16 protein-coding genes are annotated in these 16830 nt (G+C 48.4%); 10 read left to right on the top strand and 6 right to left on the bottom strand.

Annotated features, from left to right (window positions below):
* Positions 1–5 precede the first annotated feature (5 nt).
* From QCB45_RS08455 to mutY, 3 genes are read right to left on the bottom strand one after another with little or no spacing between them, the layout of a single operon-like run.
* Entirely contained in the window at positions 6–1208 is a 1203-nt protein-coding gene (locus tag QCB45_RS08455) for an HDOD domain-containing protein (protein WP_279420492.1), read from the bottom strand.
* A gap of 32 nt (positions 1209–1240) precedes the next feature.
* The gene (locus QCB45_RS08450; RefSeq protein ID WP_279420491.1) at positions 1241–1510 is read right to left on the bottom strand and encodes an oxidative damage protection protein; all 270 of its coding nucleotides are present in this window, start codon (positions 1508–1510) and stop codon (positions 1241–1243) included.
* A complete protein-coding gene (gene mutY / locus QCB45_RS08445; RefSeq protein WP_279420490.1) occupies positions 1476–2555 on the bottom strand; it encodes an A/G-specific adenine glycosylase in 1080 nt (359 codons plus the stop codon). The genes QCB45_RS08450 and mutY overlap by 35 nt, the downstream gene beginning before the upstream one ends.
* Positions 2556–2668: 113 nt before the next feature.
* Between mutY and trmB the strand changes: the two genes are divergently transcribed.
* Complete coding sequence (trmB, locus tag QCB45_RS08440) at positions 2669–3397, top strand: tRNA (guanosine(46)-N7)-methyltransferase TrmB (protein WP_279420489.1); 729 nt, start codon at positions 2669–2671, stop codon at positions 3395–3397.
* A 47-nt stretch (positions 3398–3444) separates the two neighbouring features.
* Here the strand turns inward: trmB and QCB45_RS08435 are convergent, their stop codons facing one another.
* Positions 3445–5799: an AsmA family protein gene (locus QCB45_RS08435; RefSeq protein WP_279420487.1), complete on the bottom strand. Its 2355-nt coding sequence runs from the start codon at positions 5797–5799 to the stop codon at positions 3445–3447.
* Positions 5796–6944: a radical SAM family heme chaperone HemW gene (gene hemW, locus QCB45_RS08430; protein ID WP_279420485.1), complete on the bottom strand. Its 1149-nt coding sequence runs from the start codon at positions 6942–6944 to the stop codon at positions 5796–5798. The genes QCB45_RS08435 and hemW overlap by 4 nt, the downstream gene beginning before the upstream one ends.
* A gap of 273 nt (positions 6945–7217) precedes the next feature.
* Between hemW and QCB45_RS08425 the strand changes: the two genes are divergently transcribed.
* Positions 7218–7616: a hypothetical protein gene (locus QCB45_RS08425; RefSeq protein ID WP_279420484.1), complete on the top strand. Its 399-nt coding sequence runs from the start codon at positions 7218–7220 to the stop codon at positions 7614–7616.
* 87 nt (positions 7617–7703) lie between these two features.
* Positions 7704–9101 carry an MBL fold metallo-hydrolase gene (locus QCB45_RS08420; protein WP_279420483.1) on the top strand — a complete coding sequence of 466 codons (1398 nt, stop codon included), beginning with the start codon at positions 7704–7706 and terminating at the stop codon, positions 9099–9101.
* A gap of 101 nt (positions 9102–9202) precedes the next feature.
* Here the strand turns inward: QCB45_RS08420 and rdgB are convergent, their stop codons facing one another.
* Entirely contained in the window at positions 9203–9805 is a 603-nt protein-coding gene (gene rdgB / locus QCB45_RS08415; RefSeq protein ID WP_279420479.1) for an RdgB/HAM1 family non-canonical purine NTP pyrophosphatase, read from the bottom strand.
* A 147-nt stretch (positions 9806–9952) separates the two neighbouring features.
* On the opposite strand from rdgB, the gene QCB45_RS08410 reads away from it, so the two are divergent.
* From QCB45_RS08410 to QCB45_RS08380, 7 genes are all read left to right on the top strand, one after another.
* Positions 9953–10822, top strand: coding sequence for a YicC/YloC family endoribonuclease (locus tag QCB45_RS08410; protein ID WP_279420478.1), 870 nt, complete (start codon positions 9953–9955; stop codon positions 10820–10822).
* Between the two features lie 143 nt (positions 10823–10965).
* Positions 10966–11181 carry a hypothetical protein gene (locus QCB45_RS08405; RefSeq protein WP_279420477.1) on the top strand — a complete coding sequence of 72 codons (216 nt, stop codon included), beginning with the start codon at positions 10966–10968 and terminating at the stop codon, positions 11179–11181.
* A gap of 188 nt (positions 11182–11369) precedes the next feature.
* The gene (locus QCB45_RS08400) at positions 11370–13781 is read left to right on the top strand and encodes a penicillin-binding protein 1A (RefSeq protein WP_279420476.1); all 2412 of its coding nucleotides are present in this window, start codon (positions 11370–11372) and stop codon (positions 13779–13781) included.
* Positions 13782–13814: 33 nt separating this feature from the next.
* On the top strand, positions 13815–14708 hold the full coding sequence (locus QCB45_RS08395; protein WP_279420475.1) for a fructosamine kinase family protein: 894 nt from the start codon (positions 13815–13817) through the stop codon (positions 14706–14708).
* Between the two features lie 95 nt (positions 14709–14803).
* The gene (gene adk, locus QCB45_RS08390; protein WP_279420474.1) at positions 14804–15451 is read left to right on the top strand and encodes an adenylate kinase; all 648 of its coding nucleotides are present in this window, start codon (positions 14804–14806) and stop codon (positions 15449–15451) included.
* Between the two features lie 220 nt (positions 15452–15671).
* A complete protein-coding gene (locus QCB45_RS08385; protein WP_279420473.1) occupies positions 15672–16271 on the top strand; it encodes a helix-turn-helix domain-containing protein in 600 nt (199 codons plus the stop codon).
* Between the two features lie 219 nt (positions 16272–16490).
* A complete protein-coding gene (locus QCB45_RS08380; RefSeq protein WP_279420472.1) occupies positions 16491–16829 on the top strand; it encodes a P-II family nitrogen regulator in 339 nt (112 codons plus the stop codon).
* The last annotated feature ends 1 nt before the right edge of the window (position 16830 follow it).

Here is a 16830-nt window from a genome sequence, read left to right as displayed (position 1 = left end):
TCAACTTAAACTGAAATCGCTTTTGAAAACTGCATCGCCTTTAGATACAAACCGGACAGTTCGGTTGCCGACAGGCCTGCCGGGACTTCAAAATCAGTCTCTCCCTGCTCGATTCCTTTCACAATCACCAACGCATGCCCCAAACTTCCCTCCTGATTCAAGAGAGCGTTCCGCATCACCATGCTCAGATTCAGTCTCTCCAGTAAATCCTGCATGTCACTATCCATAATTGCATCCAGGCTTGAGAACAACCCAACGGTAAAGTAGGTATCTGCTGAAAACCCTTGCATCCTACTACCAATCAGCTCACAAAACTTGGCTCGTGTCAGAGCGGTTTTAAACAGCTCAACCGGTTTATCGTCCATTCCCGACAGCATCAGCATACTGACCCAGCTCTTTAACCGTTCCAGCCCAAAACGCATCACGGCATCATGAATCGAGGTCACTTCATGCCCGCTTCGACCGGTTTCTGAAGCAAACTTGAGCAACTTTTCACTAAGACTCACGTCTTGGCTGATGAGATCGGATAATTTGCGCATGTCCACGTCGGGGTCATAAACATTCGTCAAAAGAGACAGAACGCCCAACTTATTGGTCGGCAACCGCTTGCCTTGAATGATTTTAGGCTTGGCGAAGAAATATCCCTGAAAGTAATCGAAGCCAAGTTTTTTACAGTATTCGAACTGATTCCGGGTCTCAACCTTTTCCGCCAACAGACGAATGCCTTTGGCTTTGAGATTGGCACAGTGTTGAATCAGCGGTTTGGCACCGACCTCTAGGATATCGACCTTGATGATGTCGGCAAAATCCTCCAGAACCTTGAGTTCAGGATTGAAGACATAATCATCCAAAGCGATGACAAAGCCCTTGTCACGCAACAGCTTAAGACAGTGGATTAATTTAGGCGTCACCTCGACATCTTCGAGCACTTCAATGACGATATGTTTGCGGGGGAAAAAGGATTCGTAGTCGGGATTTAACAATCCCTCAGTGAAATTTATGAAGGCTTTTTGCTCGCCGACGACATCTTTAAGGCCGATGTCGCCGAAAGCACTTAGCATCACCTGGGCGGAAGCTTGATCGCCTCCAAGTACCACGGCTTGGTTGTCTTTACCGTTTTCACGAAACAGCAACTCATAGGCGAACAACTGCATCTCTTTATCGAAGATGGGTTGCCGTCCGACAAAAACATCAACCAAATCGTCCATGATACGTTCGAACCGAAAGTGATCGGGGCGGTTTATAACGCTTTGAATTCGTCCGGCATATCGATGTCTTCATCGCTGAACAGAAACTTCTGCATTTCTTCCTGCAAAAAACTTCTCGCCTTCGGGTCCAAGCTTGATAAACGATATTCGTTGATCAAAATGGTCTGTTGAGCCAACCACTGCTTCCACGCTTCTTTAGAGATGTTTTCGAAAACCTTCTGACCAAGTTCACCTGGAAACGGAGGAAAATCCAATCCTTCCAGCTCTTCACCCATTTTTGCGCATTTGACCATTCTTGACATATTCTTTCTCCAGTTGGCCCAGCAGACTTTTCACTGGGGCTGGCAGACCTAATTCATTGGTCTGCGTAAGGTTATACCACTCTCCGCACCAACCTGCGGGGGCTTCTTGCACCTCCCCGACACTCACCGGCTCGATATCCAGATGATAGTGACTGAAAGTGTGGCGGAATGATTCCCATTTTACCAAACTCTGACCGCCTCCTGCATGACTTTGCAATGCCGGTTTTAAAGCCTGTTCCAACTCTTCAAGTGAACCGTATTGCGGCAAACTCCACAGGCCTCCCCAAATCCCGTTTTGCGGTCTCTGCTCCAACCATATCTGATTACGCTCATTCAACAGCATCAATAGACTGGCCTGTTTGACAGGTTTGGTTTTCTTTGGCTTGGAAAAAGGGAAATTCGCAACACGATCCTGTTTCAATGCGGCACAATCCGATGCTAGAGGACAGGCATCGCAACCGGGCTTGGAACGGGTACACAACGTCGCCCCTAAATCCATGATTGCCTGAGTATAGTCGTCAAAACGCCGTTCCGGCGTAAACAGATCAGCCTGTTCCCACATTTTGTTTTCAATCGGCTTCTCACCGGGCCAACCTTCCACGGCCAGATAACGGCTCAAAACCCGTTTTACATTACCGTCCAAAATCGGATAACGCTTTTTATGCGCTATCGACAGAATCGCTCCGGCCGTCGAACGCCCGATTCCAGGTAGAGAAACGATCTCGTCAAATTCGTCCGGAAACTCCCCGCCATATTCTTGCTGTATTAGCTGCGCCGCTTTATGAAGATTTCTCCCCCGGGCGTAATAGCCCAAACCCGACCAATGAGCCAACACCTCTTCCTGCGAAGCATCCGCTAGTTGTTGTAAAGTCGGAAAGCTCTGCATGAAACGTTCGTAATACGGAATAACCGTTTTCACTTGGGTTTGCTGGAGCATGATCTCTGAAACCCAAACACGGTATGCGGTTTTATTCTGTTGCCAAGGCAGATCATGACGTCCGTATACGTCGAACCAGGCCAACAGTTTTTCGGAAAATTCTTGCATCTTGAAATGTTGTTCAACTCAAAAAAAGAGCCGCAACTGCGGCCTGAAAGATACGGTATACTATACCGGATTTTTCGTTTTACTTTTATTTAGATAGCCGATAGACCCATCCCATGACAGATTCCACAAACGATACCCAAAATCCATCCGTAAATCCGGAACAACGCCGCATCAAAAGCTTCGTGTTACGCCAAGGTCGCATGTCGCAATCGCAACAGCGCGCCATGGACAACAACTGGCCCAAATACGGACTGGAAGTCACCAATCAACTGCTGGATCTGAACGAAGTTTTCGGCCGCGAAGCTCCGACAATCGTTGAAATCGGCTTCGGAATGGGGAAAAGCTTAGCCGAGATGGCAGAAGCCAACCCTCAACAAAATTACATCGGTATCGAGGTACATAGACCGGGTGTCGGTGCGCTACTGAAACTGGTCGAGGAAAAAGCTTTGACGAATGTTCGGGTTTTTAATCACGACGCAATTGAAGTTCTGGAAAAGCGCATCCCGAAATCGAGCCTTGCGGCTGTCTACCTGTTCTTTCCAGATCCATGGCACAAAAAGCGTCATAACAAGCGCCGCATCGTACAGCCGCAGTTCGTCAAAACCATTGCAGGCCATCTGAAAAAAGGCGGGCATTTCCACATGGCGACTGACTGGGAAGATTATGCCGAACACATGATGGAAGTAATGAACTCAGCGGAAGATTTCCAGAATACCCAAGCCAAAGGAAAGTTTACCCCTCGCCCGGACTATCGCCCCCTGACCAAGTTTGAACAGCGTGGTCACAGATTAGGACATGGTGTATGGGATCTGATCTTTGAGAAAATCAGCGAAGAGCATTAACCCATTCCTAACGACGGATTCACCCTCCTGAATCCGTCAGCCCCCTCTTACTGCAACAAAGCCTTTAACTGGTTCACCAGCTTCTGTTGGTTTCCGGGATCGTTCAGCAAACTTTGCAGATTTACGCTCCACTCCGCCTGCTCCAGAGGACCTTGATAGCGGATCGGCACCCTCATCCCTTTTAAATGCCGCAAAGACTTCGGTGGATTTGTCACCAAAACTTTGAGGCTGGTATCGATGGTCGACTTGTTCAAGTCCAAAGCTCCGGAACCGCTTCCCTTGAAATTAGGCGTTTTCACGGACAGTTGTTTGCTCTTGAAGACTCCCTGACGAACGGATCCTTGAATCTGAATATTGTCATAAGGCATCTTGTCATTCTCACTCACCGCCTGACCTGCCAACAGTTTGTCGACATCAACACCATAAAAATGACCGTCATTCAAAGTCAGGTTCAAATCGCCGTTCATATTCTGGGTCAAGGCCTGAGGGTTACTACCAAGTGTCCCCAGATTGAAAGTTGAACTCATCCGCCCGTCCAACGGGCGTTTCTGCCAACCATCCTGCGACAGTGCGGCCACATCCACTTGCTGGAGCTTGCCCTGCCATCTGAATGCCGGAGTCGAACCATTCACGTCCACCCCCAGCTTGGAAGCCAGCTGTCCCTGATACAATTTCGCATCGAACGGTGCCAACTGCAGCTTACCTTTTTCAGCATGCAGTTCCATAGTCAGGTCTTGCATCTTCACACCCGAAGCCACCAATTCACCAACTACCAGTTTACCGTCGGCTTTCAAAGCCCTAAGTGTGGAAATCGGCACCGCCAGAGGCAAGTAGGTTTCCCTCTTCGAAACATCACCTTCAACCGGCTTCGCTGGTGACTCGGACTTATCGGCCGGAACCTGTTTTTGCGCAGATGCTTTCGGCTGTTTTGGGAGCAAAGTTGAATAAGCTCGGTAATCATCCAAATTAAGCTTATCAAGCGTAAAATCGAAAGCGTATTCGGACTCCGGTGAAGACTTATGCCACAACTGTCCTTTCAGGGTCGAATTGTCCCAAGTCAGTTCAACATTATTCAAATCCAACTTATCTTCCGACAACATCCAGTCAACCTGACCTTTAACCTGAGTTAAAGCCTTTGGATTGACAAATTCAGGCATTTTCACGCCTAGGTGTCGCCCCCAACTCTGCACATTGATGCCGTTAACGGTCATCGCGCCGTATAGGTTCGCTTCGCCGCCATATTGTCCTGAAAACGAAGTGGTGATTCTCGACCCCAAAGCGTCTAATTGCGCCTGATTCACTTGAATCTGATTATCAATCAAGTTCAAACTGAACTCTTTCCCCTTGGTCACCAATCGCATTTCAGGCACCTTGTACTTTTCAGGCAATTTCAATTTGAAAACCCCCTGCCAATCGGTCACCCGCCAACGTGAAAACTCCTTGTTAATATCCAAATACGTCGTCAGATCAAACTCGTAATGACGTTCACGAAGTGTATTGTGATAAGCGAAGTCGGTACGCACCTGAAAGGGCTTGCCAAGGGTCACGTCAAACGCCATCAAATTCAGATCGGAAATAACCGCCTGATGGTTAACGACCGAATCCTGCACTTCAAAATGCCCTTTCGTAACCACCACACTGTCGAAATGCCAACGGAACAACCCCTCTTCATCACCGGTTTCCGTATCGGTCATCGATGCCGTTTTTGCGTTCGAATCAGATGGCGTCGCACCGGTCATTGCATCACCCGTTAAATCCTCTGCTGTCGGAACGGCTTTTTTTTGAGCGTTTCCAATAGCCGGATCCTGTGCCACTCGAAACAGCTTCGGCAGATCCTCTAAAGTCGCATTCGCAAAACGGCGCTGAACAGTCGCTTCTGCAAATTTGGAACCCGGTACAATACGTTGTGCCAGACGATGCCAATTATTGCCATGTTTATCAATCAGCAACACCGCACTTGGTTCGACTAACTCCAAACCAACAATCGACAACTGCTTATGAATGAACAGATCCCATAACGAAACTTCGACTCGTACCTGCTTGATCGACATCAGGTTCGGCTGACCGAACTCCTCGGCAAAAACCGGTTCGTTCTTCAAAGCCACGTCGCCGATGCTAAAAGTGAAAGGGAACATCGAAACTTCAATCGATCCGTCGATTTTCAGTTCATGCCCACTCCGTTGAGCCACTTCCTGCTCAATCTGTGGCTTGTACTGATTAAAATCGATCAGGCTGATTGCAGCGGCGAACCCGAGAAACAACAAAATCGGAATAATCGCCCCCACCATCGTCAGGCGGCTCGACCACTTGAGTAGCTTGGCGGTGTGGTTCGCTTTTACAGGCGCTTCGGTATCAACCATATTTTCGGAAGAAATTGGTTTTGTATCATCGTGTGAACTCATAGAAACAACCCTACCACATCATTCAAATATTGTTGACCCAATGAGGTCAATCGCAAATGGTTATTTTCGATCCGCGCCCAATCTTTCGATTTCATCTCATCCACTTGTGTCTGGACCAAACTCAACGGCAACCCGGTTCTCAGATTGAATAAATCCAGATCAAAGCCATCCTGCAAACGCAGCGCGTTAAGCATGAACTCAAACACCGCATCCTCATCACCGACCAAGGTCGTACGTCCGGGATTCGGTCGAGCCATCTCCTCAATGTAGCCACCCGGCGAGGCCGGCATCTGGGTTCGCCAAATCTTGCCTTCCGGCGGTGAAGTAATTTTACCGTGCGCCCCCGCTCCCAAACCGATGTAGTCGCCGAACTGCCAATAGTTCATATTATGTCGGCAAGCGCGATTAGGTTGTGCGTATGCGGAAACTTCGTAATGCTCATATCCGGCATCCGCAAGACGTTTCTGGCAGGCCTGCTGCATTTCCCACGCCAAATCCTCGTCCGGTAAAACCGGTGGCTGTTTATAGAAAGGAGTATTCGGTTCCAAAGTCAGCTGATAATGGGATAGGTGAGGGGGTTCAAAATCGATAGCGATTTCGATATCTGCGATCGCTTCTTCCAAACTCTGGTTTGGCAAGGCGAACATCAGATCCAGATTGAAGTTTTCGAATCCGGCATTGCGAGCGGCCTCGATTGCTTTTCGAGCCTCCGCGGAACTGTGGATTCTTCCCAGTGCCTGAAGTTTGTCATCCGCAAAACTCTGGATGCCCATTGAGAGGCGATTGATGCCCGCGTCACGAAACCCTGCGAACTTGTTGAAATCGACCGTACCTGGATTGGCTTCCAAAGTGATTTCAATCTCCGGCCCAAATCCCAACAAGGCGCGCGCTTGGGAAAGAAAACGGTTCAAACCGGCTTCGGAAATCAGACTTGGCGTACCGCCGCCAAAAAAAATCGATTTGATCGGCCGCCCCCAGATTTGCGGTAAAGTTTGCTCCAACTGCTTTAATAGCGCCTCGATATAGGCTACTTCGTCCACATTCTGTTTCAAAGTGTGGGAATTGAAATCACAATACGGGCACTTCTGGATACACCACGGATAATGCACATACAAACTCAATGGGATGGGCTGGGTAAAATTCACAAAACACTCTCAAATAAAATCAACAGGCCTGCCGTTTATGCCGATATTCTACCCCCTTTCATAAGGGCAATAACCCTATTTTAAAAAGCTATTATTTATACTTATAACCCCAAAATAAAAATTAATTCTTGTTTTTACTAAGATGTTAAGAGATACTCACAATCAATATATGGTTAAAGAGAAAAAGATCTCTCCATATATTGCCTCATGCAAGACAATCGATAAGTCTTGCTGAATTGTCATAACAGCCAACGAATTTAGCGGAGGTAAGTAATGATGAATCTACGTATCCGGCCCTTAAAGCCAATCTTCACAGCACTGATCGCAACCGCCACTCTACCTGCATACGCAGACCAGGCCACCAGAGCCGTCCTGCTTAATCCCGTAGTAGGCGAGATCAGTCCGAGCAACCCGCAAAAAGTCTCATTAATGGTCACAGAAGGCCAGGCAGAAGGATGCATCTTCGAAGCCGACGCCTTTCTTAACCAACGTCGCTTACGCTACGAATACAATCTAACTTCAACAGAATGCGTCAAAAACGGCCAGACCATCCCGGTCGGACATGTCGTCCGCGGACAGCACAACATCAAGGGCACCATGGCCAACAGCGGTATGGGTCGTGACTACCTAATCACCAACAAAGGGGTTAGCGTCACACTGGATTACCAATAAATAAAACCGGTTGATTTAGCTCAAGACTTGATACAAAGGCTAATGGTATAGTGACGCTATATCACTTAACGTCAGGAACAACAGCTTATGACACCCATTCAATCTTTCGGTGCGGCGGAGACCGTGACGGGCTCTTGCCACTTTCTGCAACTAAAGCAAGGGCCGCAGATTCTTGTGGACTGCGGCATGTTTCAGGGCCGCGCCGAAAAACGATCTTTCGAACAATTCGATTTCAATCCCAAAGACGTAGACATCCTTCTCATTACCCATGCCCACCTAGACCATGTCGGACGCATTCCGAAACTGGTCAAGGACGGCTTTGACGGTCGTATCATAGCCCTGCGTTCCACAATGGAACTGGCGGAAGTGGTTCTGCTCGACAGCGCCAAGATTGCCGAAGAAGATTACAAGACCGCACTGAAAAAAGCCCAACGTCGCGGCGAGGAAGATCAAGTTAAGGACCCTCTCTACACCAGCGAGGACGTTCGCGACGTGTTCGATCTCAACATCCAATACGCCGAATACGGCAAGTCGATTCAGGTCGCCAAAGACGTGGAAGTAACTTTTCGCAATGCCGGACACATTCTAGGCTCCGCCAGCATCCAGATTGATTTCAAAGAAAACGGAGAGTCCAAAACCGTGGTTTTCAGCGGTGACCTAGGAAACCAAAAAGATATGGTCATGCCAGCTCCGCAAAACGTTAAATACGCCGATTCGCTCTACATCGAATCGACTTACGGTGACCGCAACCACCGCAGTCTGGAATCCAGCCTCGAAGAGTTCAAACAGGCGATCAACGAAACCCTGATCAACCAGGGCAACGTGATGATTCCGTCTTTCGCGATTGAGCGAACTCAAGAGATTCTGGTAACGCTCAAGCAGATGTATTACAACGACGAACTGCCGCCTTGCAAAGTTTATGTGGATTCCCCTATGGCGATCCGCGCCACTGAAATCTACAACCGATACCATGACGATCTTAATGAGTCTGCCCAAGCACTTTTCATGCGTGATGGATCGGTTTTCGATTTTCCTTATCTGGAATACAGCCATAAAGCGGCGGATTCCATGCGCATCAACGACGAAGAGAGCGGTTGCATCATCATTGCCGGCAGCGGTATGTGCAGTGGCGGACGCATCCTTCACCACTTCAAACACCGGTTGTGGAACCAGCGAAATAGTGTACTGTTTGTCGGTTATCAGGCAGAAGGCACTCTTGGACGGCTTCTGGTCGACGGAGCGGAAGAGATCCGAATCTATCATGAAAAGATCAAGGTACGCGCCAAGATCCACATGATCAACGGTTTCTCCGCGCACGCCGACCAAAGCGAACTATTGCAATGGATGGAAGGATTCGAACACCTTGGCAAGGTATTCCTGATTCACGGTGAACGCGACAAACAGGAGATCTTCAAACAAGTCATCGAAGAACAGATGCGCAAAACCGTGCACATCGTCGAATACGCCGAAGAAGTTTGGGTATAGACGAAAAAACGAAGACAAAAAATCCGTAAAAACAAACAGGCCTGGTCGGAATCATTCCGACCAGGCCTGTTCAGTTTTGAAAACAGATTCCCGATCAAATCCTAATAATGCCCCAGCTCTTTAATCTGCTCCACCAGCGCATTCAACGCTTGGGCTCGATGACTGACACTGTTTTTCTCTTCCTTGGAGATTTCCGCCGCCGTTTTTCCAAATTCCGGCAGTACAAATATCGGGTCGTAGCCGAATCCGCCATCGCCTTTCGGTTCGTGACCAATTTCACCCTTCCAACGACCCAGACCAATCAACGGCGTCGGATCGGCGGCATGACGGCAGAACACCATCGCGCAATAGTAACTCGCCTGACGCATACACGACGGCACCTCATCCATATCAGCCAACAACTTCTGAAGATTCTCTTCGTCACTGGCTTTCGCTCCCGCATAACGGGCGGAATAGATACCTGGACGCCCTTGTAGCGCCGAAACCTCAATACCGGAATCGTCGGCGATTGCCGGCAAGCCGGTCTGTTCGCAGGCAAAGCGCGCTTTCAAAATCGCGTTCTCGATGAACGAAAGGCCTGTTTCGTCCGCTTCACCTTCAAAGAACTCAAATTGAGGCTTCACACCCCAGCCCAAAGGCTGAAGGATTTCCGACATCTCTTTGATCTTGCCCGCATTACCGGTCGCCAACACCACCTGATTCATTCACTACTCCTGCCTGTTCACATTAACCCTAAAACGATTACCGGTTTCGATAAGCGCTACCACTGTTTACTTCCCCCGATAAGCGGTAGAATGAATCGCATTATAAACCAACGAGTTATTCGTGAGTAAGACGATGGAGTCTATCCGATGAAAAGCATGACCGCTTTCGCACGCACGCAAAATACAGCAGACTGGGGCAATTTCAGTTGGGAGATCCGCTCGGTCAACCAACGATTCTTGGAGACCTATTTCAAGCTGCCGGAGAACCAGCGTCATCTGGAAATGAAAATCCGCGAGCAGATTAAACACAATCTGCACCGAGGCAAAGTCGAAGTCACCCTTAGAGTTTCCGACAATCAATCCCAACAAGCCTTTAAGGTGAACCAATCGGTTTTGCAGCCCCTCTCCCAAGCAATATGTGAAGTGCAACAGACTCTAATGGAAGCCACTCAGGTCAATCCTTTGGAAGTTCTGAACTGGCCCGGCGTGCTCGGCAGTGAACTAGTGGATGAATCCGCTCTGGAGCAACAGGAAGCGGAACTTTTCGAAGGCTTACAGAACACCCTGAACGCTCTGAACGAAAACCGCCTGCGAGAAGGTTCCGCCCTGAAAGCAATCATTCTGGAACGCTGCGACGCCATCGCCCATTATGTCGACGAAGCTCAACGCTTATTACCCGAAATCATCGCAACCCAGACCGAAAAGCTACGGGAACGCATCTTAACCTTAGTGGAAGAATTCGACGAAATGCGACTGCATCAGGAAGTTGCCATTTTGGCCCAGAAACTGGACGTGCAAGAAGAGCTGGATCGCCTGCGCACGCATTTGACCGAAGTCCGCCACGTGATGGAATCGAAAGACGCCATCGGCCGCCGATTGGATTTCCTGATGCAGGAACTCAATCGCGAAGCCAATACACTGGGTTCCAAGTCTGCAGACAGCCGCACCTCACAAATCAGCGTCGAACTCAAAGTGCTGATCGAACAGATGAGAGAACAGGTGCAAAATATTGAATAATCAAATAATTTGTTTTCAAAACCAAGATTTGATCAGTAACGTTTCTTGATTGAAATCAATCATTTTTATTTGAAATTCGACCTTAAGAAAAGTATAGTTCCAACTGTTATAAAACCAATAATATTTATCTGAGGCGCATTACTATGAGTAATTTAACAAAAATGCTATTGACCATCGTTGTAGCGGTTGTCATTCCTTTGGCTGTCCTACTAGGAATTTGGGCTGATATTCTTCCTCAATCCCTACAGGTTGCTATCGGTGTGATCGGTGTCGTTTCTGCTATTGCTTTCATCGTAGTCGGAAACCTATATATGATGTGGAGCGACATCAAAACCGGTCGTTACAGCAAAAACTCTTAAGTACCCAGCTCTGTAACAGAGCCAAGTCGAGTTTAAAAAGCCCAGCAAACGCTGGGTTTTTGCGTTCTGGCAAAGGATTACTTTTAGCGCCGCAAATGCCTTTTCGGGCAATAAATAGGTATAATGACGACTTGTTTAAAGGTCTAACTAATTAATAACCAAGCTAAAACGCCACAACCAGAGCACTTATGAGCGACACGACCCCTCAACCACCTGAATCACAGCAGCAAGCCCCAAAAAAACCGAAACGTAAACTCAAACGCTTCCTTTGGCTATCCGCTTTTTTCAGCTTCATCGTTACACCTTTGTTGGCGATGACATTCTATGTGTTCACAGTCTATCCAACCCTTCCGGATGCCACCTCCCTGAAAGACGTTACCTACCAGGTACCGCTTCGTATTGTCAGTGAAGACGGCAAATTAATCAGCGAAATCGGTACCAAGAAACGAATCCCGCTTGACTATACCGAAATTCCGGAACGCATGACCCAAGCTATTATCTCTGCCGAAGACGAGAGCTTCTTTGAACACGGCGGGGTCGATTTCAAAGGCTTGGCGCGAGCCGTCTATGAGTTAGTCACCACCGGAAGCAAGAAATCCGGGGGCTCGACCATTACCATGCAGGTTGCACGAAACTTCTTTCTGACCAAGGAAAAGACCTATTTACGTAAACTCAACGAAATCATTCTCGCCTATAAAATCGAGCATGAGATCAGCAAGCAGGAAATCCTGGCGCTCTATCTTAACAAGATATTTCTAGGCTACCGTTCGTACGGAGTAGCGGCCGCGGCACAGACCTATTACGGAAAACCTATCAACGAACTATCGCTTGACGAATATGCGATGATCGCCGGGTTGCCAAAAGCACCTTCCGCGTACAACCCGATTGCCGATCCCGAACGCGCCAAGCTTCGCCGCAACTATGTGTTGCGCCGCATGTATGAACAAGGATTCATCACTGAAGAAGAGATGAACGAGGCCCAAAACGTCGAAGTCCATGCCAAACGCGTCGGCGCACGCATTGACATTGAAGCCGGTTACGTTGCCGAAATGGCCCGCAGTTTCGCAATCGAACACTTCGGGGAAGATGCACTCAAACAAGGTTTGACCATCGTCACCAGCATCAACAGCCGTCTGCAAAACGAAGCGAACCAGGCGGTTCGCAACGGCTTACAGGAATACGAGCGTCGCCACGGTTACCGCGGGCCGGTCAAACACCTGACACCGACTGAAATGACGGATCAGACTCAGATGCTGGACACGCTCAACGAAATTCCGAAATACGGGCACCTGGAAACCGGAATCGTCACCCGTTTCGCCAAAACCGATACCGAAGTAATGATGCAGGACGGCAAGATCGTCAGCATTCCTTTCGAAACAATGGAGTGGGCTTCCCCCTATATTGACGTCAATAAAATGGGGCCCAAACCGAGCAAACCGGAAGATGTCCTGAAAGTCGGCGACATTATTTACCTACAGGAACTAGATGGCCGCTGGCAGTTGGCTCAGGATCCGCTGACGGAAGCAGCTTTGATTTCCGTAGCACCTAAAGATGGGCAGATTCTTGCCCTAGTAGGCGGTTTCGACTATTTCCGCAGTAAATTCAATCGCGTGGTTCAGGCACAGCGTCAGCCCGGTTCGAACTTTAAGCCTTTCTTATACACGGCTGCTTTCGATAAGGGTCTGACACCTGCGACCGTCATCAACGATGCGCCTGTGGTATTCCATGACCGGGCGCTTGAAGATGTCTGGCGTCCGGAAAACTATTCGGGGCGTTTCTATGGCCCGACCCGATTGAGAAAAGCGCTGGCCTATTCACGTAACCTGGTGTCTATCCGACTATTAAGACGTATCGGTATCAACTACACCATCGATTACGTCCAACGGTTCGGGCTGCCAGAGGAAGAAATGAACAAACACCGCGATCTGTCTTTGGCCTTGGGAAGCGCACAGTTCACGCCTTGGCAAATCGTGCAGGCCTATGCGACCTTCGCCAATACCGGCTATAAGATCACGCCATACCTGATCAAAGAAGTGCGTGATTTCAACGGCGACGTCATCTACCGAGCACAACCGAAAACCGCTTGTGCGGTACAGTGCATGGAAGACGATCCGAACAGCGCACCGCGCGTCATCAGTCCGCAAACCGCTTATCTGACCACGTCTTTGATGCAAGACGTTATCCGTTACGGATCCGGCCGCAAAGCAAACGTATTAAAACGTGAAGACATCGCCGGTAAAACCGGAACCACCAACGAGCAGAAAGACGCCTGGTTCTCCGGCTTCAATCCCGATGTCGTGACCACGGTCTGGGTAGGTTTCGATAAGCCTTCGACATTGGGACGCCGCGAGGTCGGCGGACGCGCGGCCTTGCCTATCTGGATCGACTATATGCGAGTCGCCTTGGCCGATTCCCCGAACGTGCCGTTTGCCCGTCCGGACGGACTGGTCAATGTGCCGATCAATCCGGATACCGGTGAAGCGGTTCCGGCGGATACTCCGGGTGCGTTCTTCGAGGTGTTCAAAGCGGACAACGCCCCTGAGGTTCCGGACATCACCCAAACCAAGATTCGTCAGATTACCGAAGAACTTTTCGAGTAGCGAAGCCAAACACACCAGAAGGGAGACAAGCAGATGGATTGGTCCGAATTTTCCAACACCTTAAGCACAACCCTAAAGCGTGAAATCCAAATTCAAACCGCCGCGCCAGTGGCCGGCGGTGATATTCACCAGGCCTATCAGCTGCATACCTCCGAGGGCAACTATTTCCTCAAACTCAATCGCGCTCAATCCCTGCCTATGTTTGAAACCGAAGCGCACAACCTCGAAGCTATCACACACTCCCACAGCTTTCTGTGCCCAAAGCCAATCGGTTATGGACTGCATAATGAACAGGCCTGGTTATTAATGGAACATCTGCAACTTACATCGCACGGTGACGATGCACAGCGGGGACGCGATTTGGCACTGATGCACCACCATATCAATCACAAACCGCAACCTTTCGGATGGTTTGAAGACAACTACATCGGCCATACCCTACAATCCAACCACTGGCACTCAGACTGGATCGGATTCTACGGCGAACAACGTCTTCGCCCACAACTTGAACTGGCGCAATTACGCGGCGCATCCCGTTCTTTGTACGACCAAGGGGTTCAGTTGATTGAGAAACTTCCGGAGTGGTTCCACAACTATCAACCTGCAGCATCACTGCTACACGGAGACTTATGGGGTGGTAACAGCGCCTTCACCACCGAGGGCGATGCGGTGGTTTTTGATCCGGCCTGCTATTACGGTGACCGTGAAACCGATCTGGCTATGACCGAACTGTTCGGTGGATTCTCAAGCCAGTTCTACATTGGCTACAACGAAGTCTTTCCAATCGACGAAGGCTATCAACAGCGAAAACCGCTCTACAACCTCTACCACATTCTGAACCACTTCAACCTATTCGGCGGCCATTACGAACACCAGGCAGAAAAGATGATTACGCAACTCTTGTCATCAAATCCGTCAGCCGTTTAGGACACATGATCTACGGCACTTTAATTCTCGTCGTATAGCCGTATAATATGCCGCATATTTTGAACCGATTATTCACTTAACCTCAGGAAATTCCAATGAAATTCATTCTTCTTGGCGCACCGGGAGCCGGTAAAGGCACTCAGGCTCAATTCTTAACCAAACAATTCAATATTCCACAGATCTCGACTGGCGACATGCTGCGTGCCGCGATCAAAGCGGGCACGCCAATGGGTAAACTGGCAAAAGAATTTATCGACGCCGGTAAGCTGGTCACGGATGAAATCATCATCGGATTGGTTAAGGACCGTATCGCTGAAGACGACTGCAAAAACGGTTTCCTACTGGATGGCTTCCCTCGCACCATCCCTCAAGCCGACGCTTTGAAAGAAGCAGGCGTGGACATCGATGCCGTCGTTGAAATCGACGTACCGGATGAAGAGATCGTTAACCGTATGTCCGGTCGTCGTGCACACCTGGCTTCTGGCAGAACCTATCACGTCGTTTACAACCCGCCTAAAGAGGAAGGTAAAGACGATATTACCGGTGAAGAGCTAGTTCAACGTGATGATGACAAGCCGGAAGTCGTGAAAGACCGTTTGAATGTTTATCATGAACAGACTGCGCCTCTGATCGACTACTACACCAAAATGGCGGAAGCTGATGCCTCTTTGAAATACGTCAAAGTAGACGGCACCCAAAGCATTGCGGATGTTGAAAAAGCGATCTTGACCGCTTTAGACTAATTCCTTAAATTTGGTCGTAACTATCTCATACAGGTTACGACCAAATTATTCCATCCCTGTATCCGCTCAAAACACCATTATTCTCTCTAAATCAAACAACTAACCGGTTCCGGTTTACCCTTCAAGCATCTTTCAAGTATCTTTTATTAAGCCCCTGCGTCATTTTCTGTATAATCCCACTTAACTTAATAACAAAAAACTGTGTTAAGGCAATTACTCTATGAGCGTAAAGCAGAATCAATCTCTCGATGTCTACATCGGTAAAGTCGTCAATAAAGTCAGAAAAAAACAAGGCCTAACCATCGCCGAAGTCTCGGATCAATCCGGTATCAGCCGTGGAATGTTAAGCAAAATCGAAAACGCTCAAGTCTCTCCAAGTTTGGACTCATTACTAAAAATCTCGCGCTCCCTTGGTGTTCCCATTTCATCTTTCTTCAAAGAATTCGACTCCGAAGAAGAAGGCGGTGCCCAACTAGTCAAAGCTGACGAAGCATTGGAAGTAGTTCGCAGAGGCACCAAAGTCGGGCATACTTATCAGTTACTGGCTTATGACACCGGTCCGCGCAAAACCTTCGAACCCTTCCTGATTTCTCTCGACAACAAAAGTGAAATCTTTCCCGCTTTCAGTCATGAAGGAACGGTATTCATGTACCTACTCGAAGGTGAAATGATCTATCGTCACGGTAAACAGACCTATCACATGAAACCCGGCGACTCTTTAACCTATAACGCACAAATCTCACACGGACCGGAAGAACTGATCGAAGTGCCAATCCGTTTTTTGAATATCATTCATTATGACAACAATGCACCAGAGTAATATTTATACCCGTCATTCTGGTGCATAAAATCCTTCCTCAATACGCAAATCCCCTCCAAATAACAACAACCTGTTGTTTATTATAGATATTTTTTTACTGGCATTAAATTATCTTGTCAGTTGCGGGTATTTGTTCCATACCCATCTAGAGCCAAATTACTTTTTCAATCAGTAAGTTGGCTCTTTTTCATTATTTTCATTTGTCGGAGGAGATCGTATATGAATTTAATTAAAGCGATCATAAACCCTTATAAGTTGGACGATGTTCGTGATGCCCTGTCTGAATTAGGTACTTACGGGCTTACTGCGATCGAAGTTAAGGGTTATGGTCGCCAAAAAGGTCAAAAAGAGATCTATCGAGGGGCGGAGTATGAAATCTCCTATGTACCCAAGATTATGATCGAGGTTGCAGTGTCAGACGACGCCTTGGAAAAGGTTGTCACTTGCATTGCGGAAACAGCACGTACAGGAAAGATCGGTGACGGGAAAATTTTTGTTTTGCCATTAGAACAGGTCATTCGAGTGCGTACATCAGAAACAGGGGAAGAAGCTTTATAAG

This window comes from Thiomicrorhabdus sp. ZW0627 (genome assembly GCF_029767005.1).
Classification (GTDB): Bacteria; Pseudomonadota; Gammaproteobacteria; order Thiomicrospirales; family Thiomicrospiraceae; genus Thiomicrorhabdus.
The sequence above is the reverse complement of the archived record's forward strand: the minus strand, read 5'-3'. Positions and strand labels throughout refer to the sequence as shown.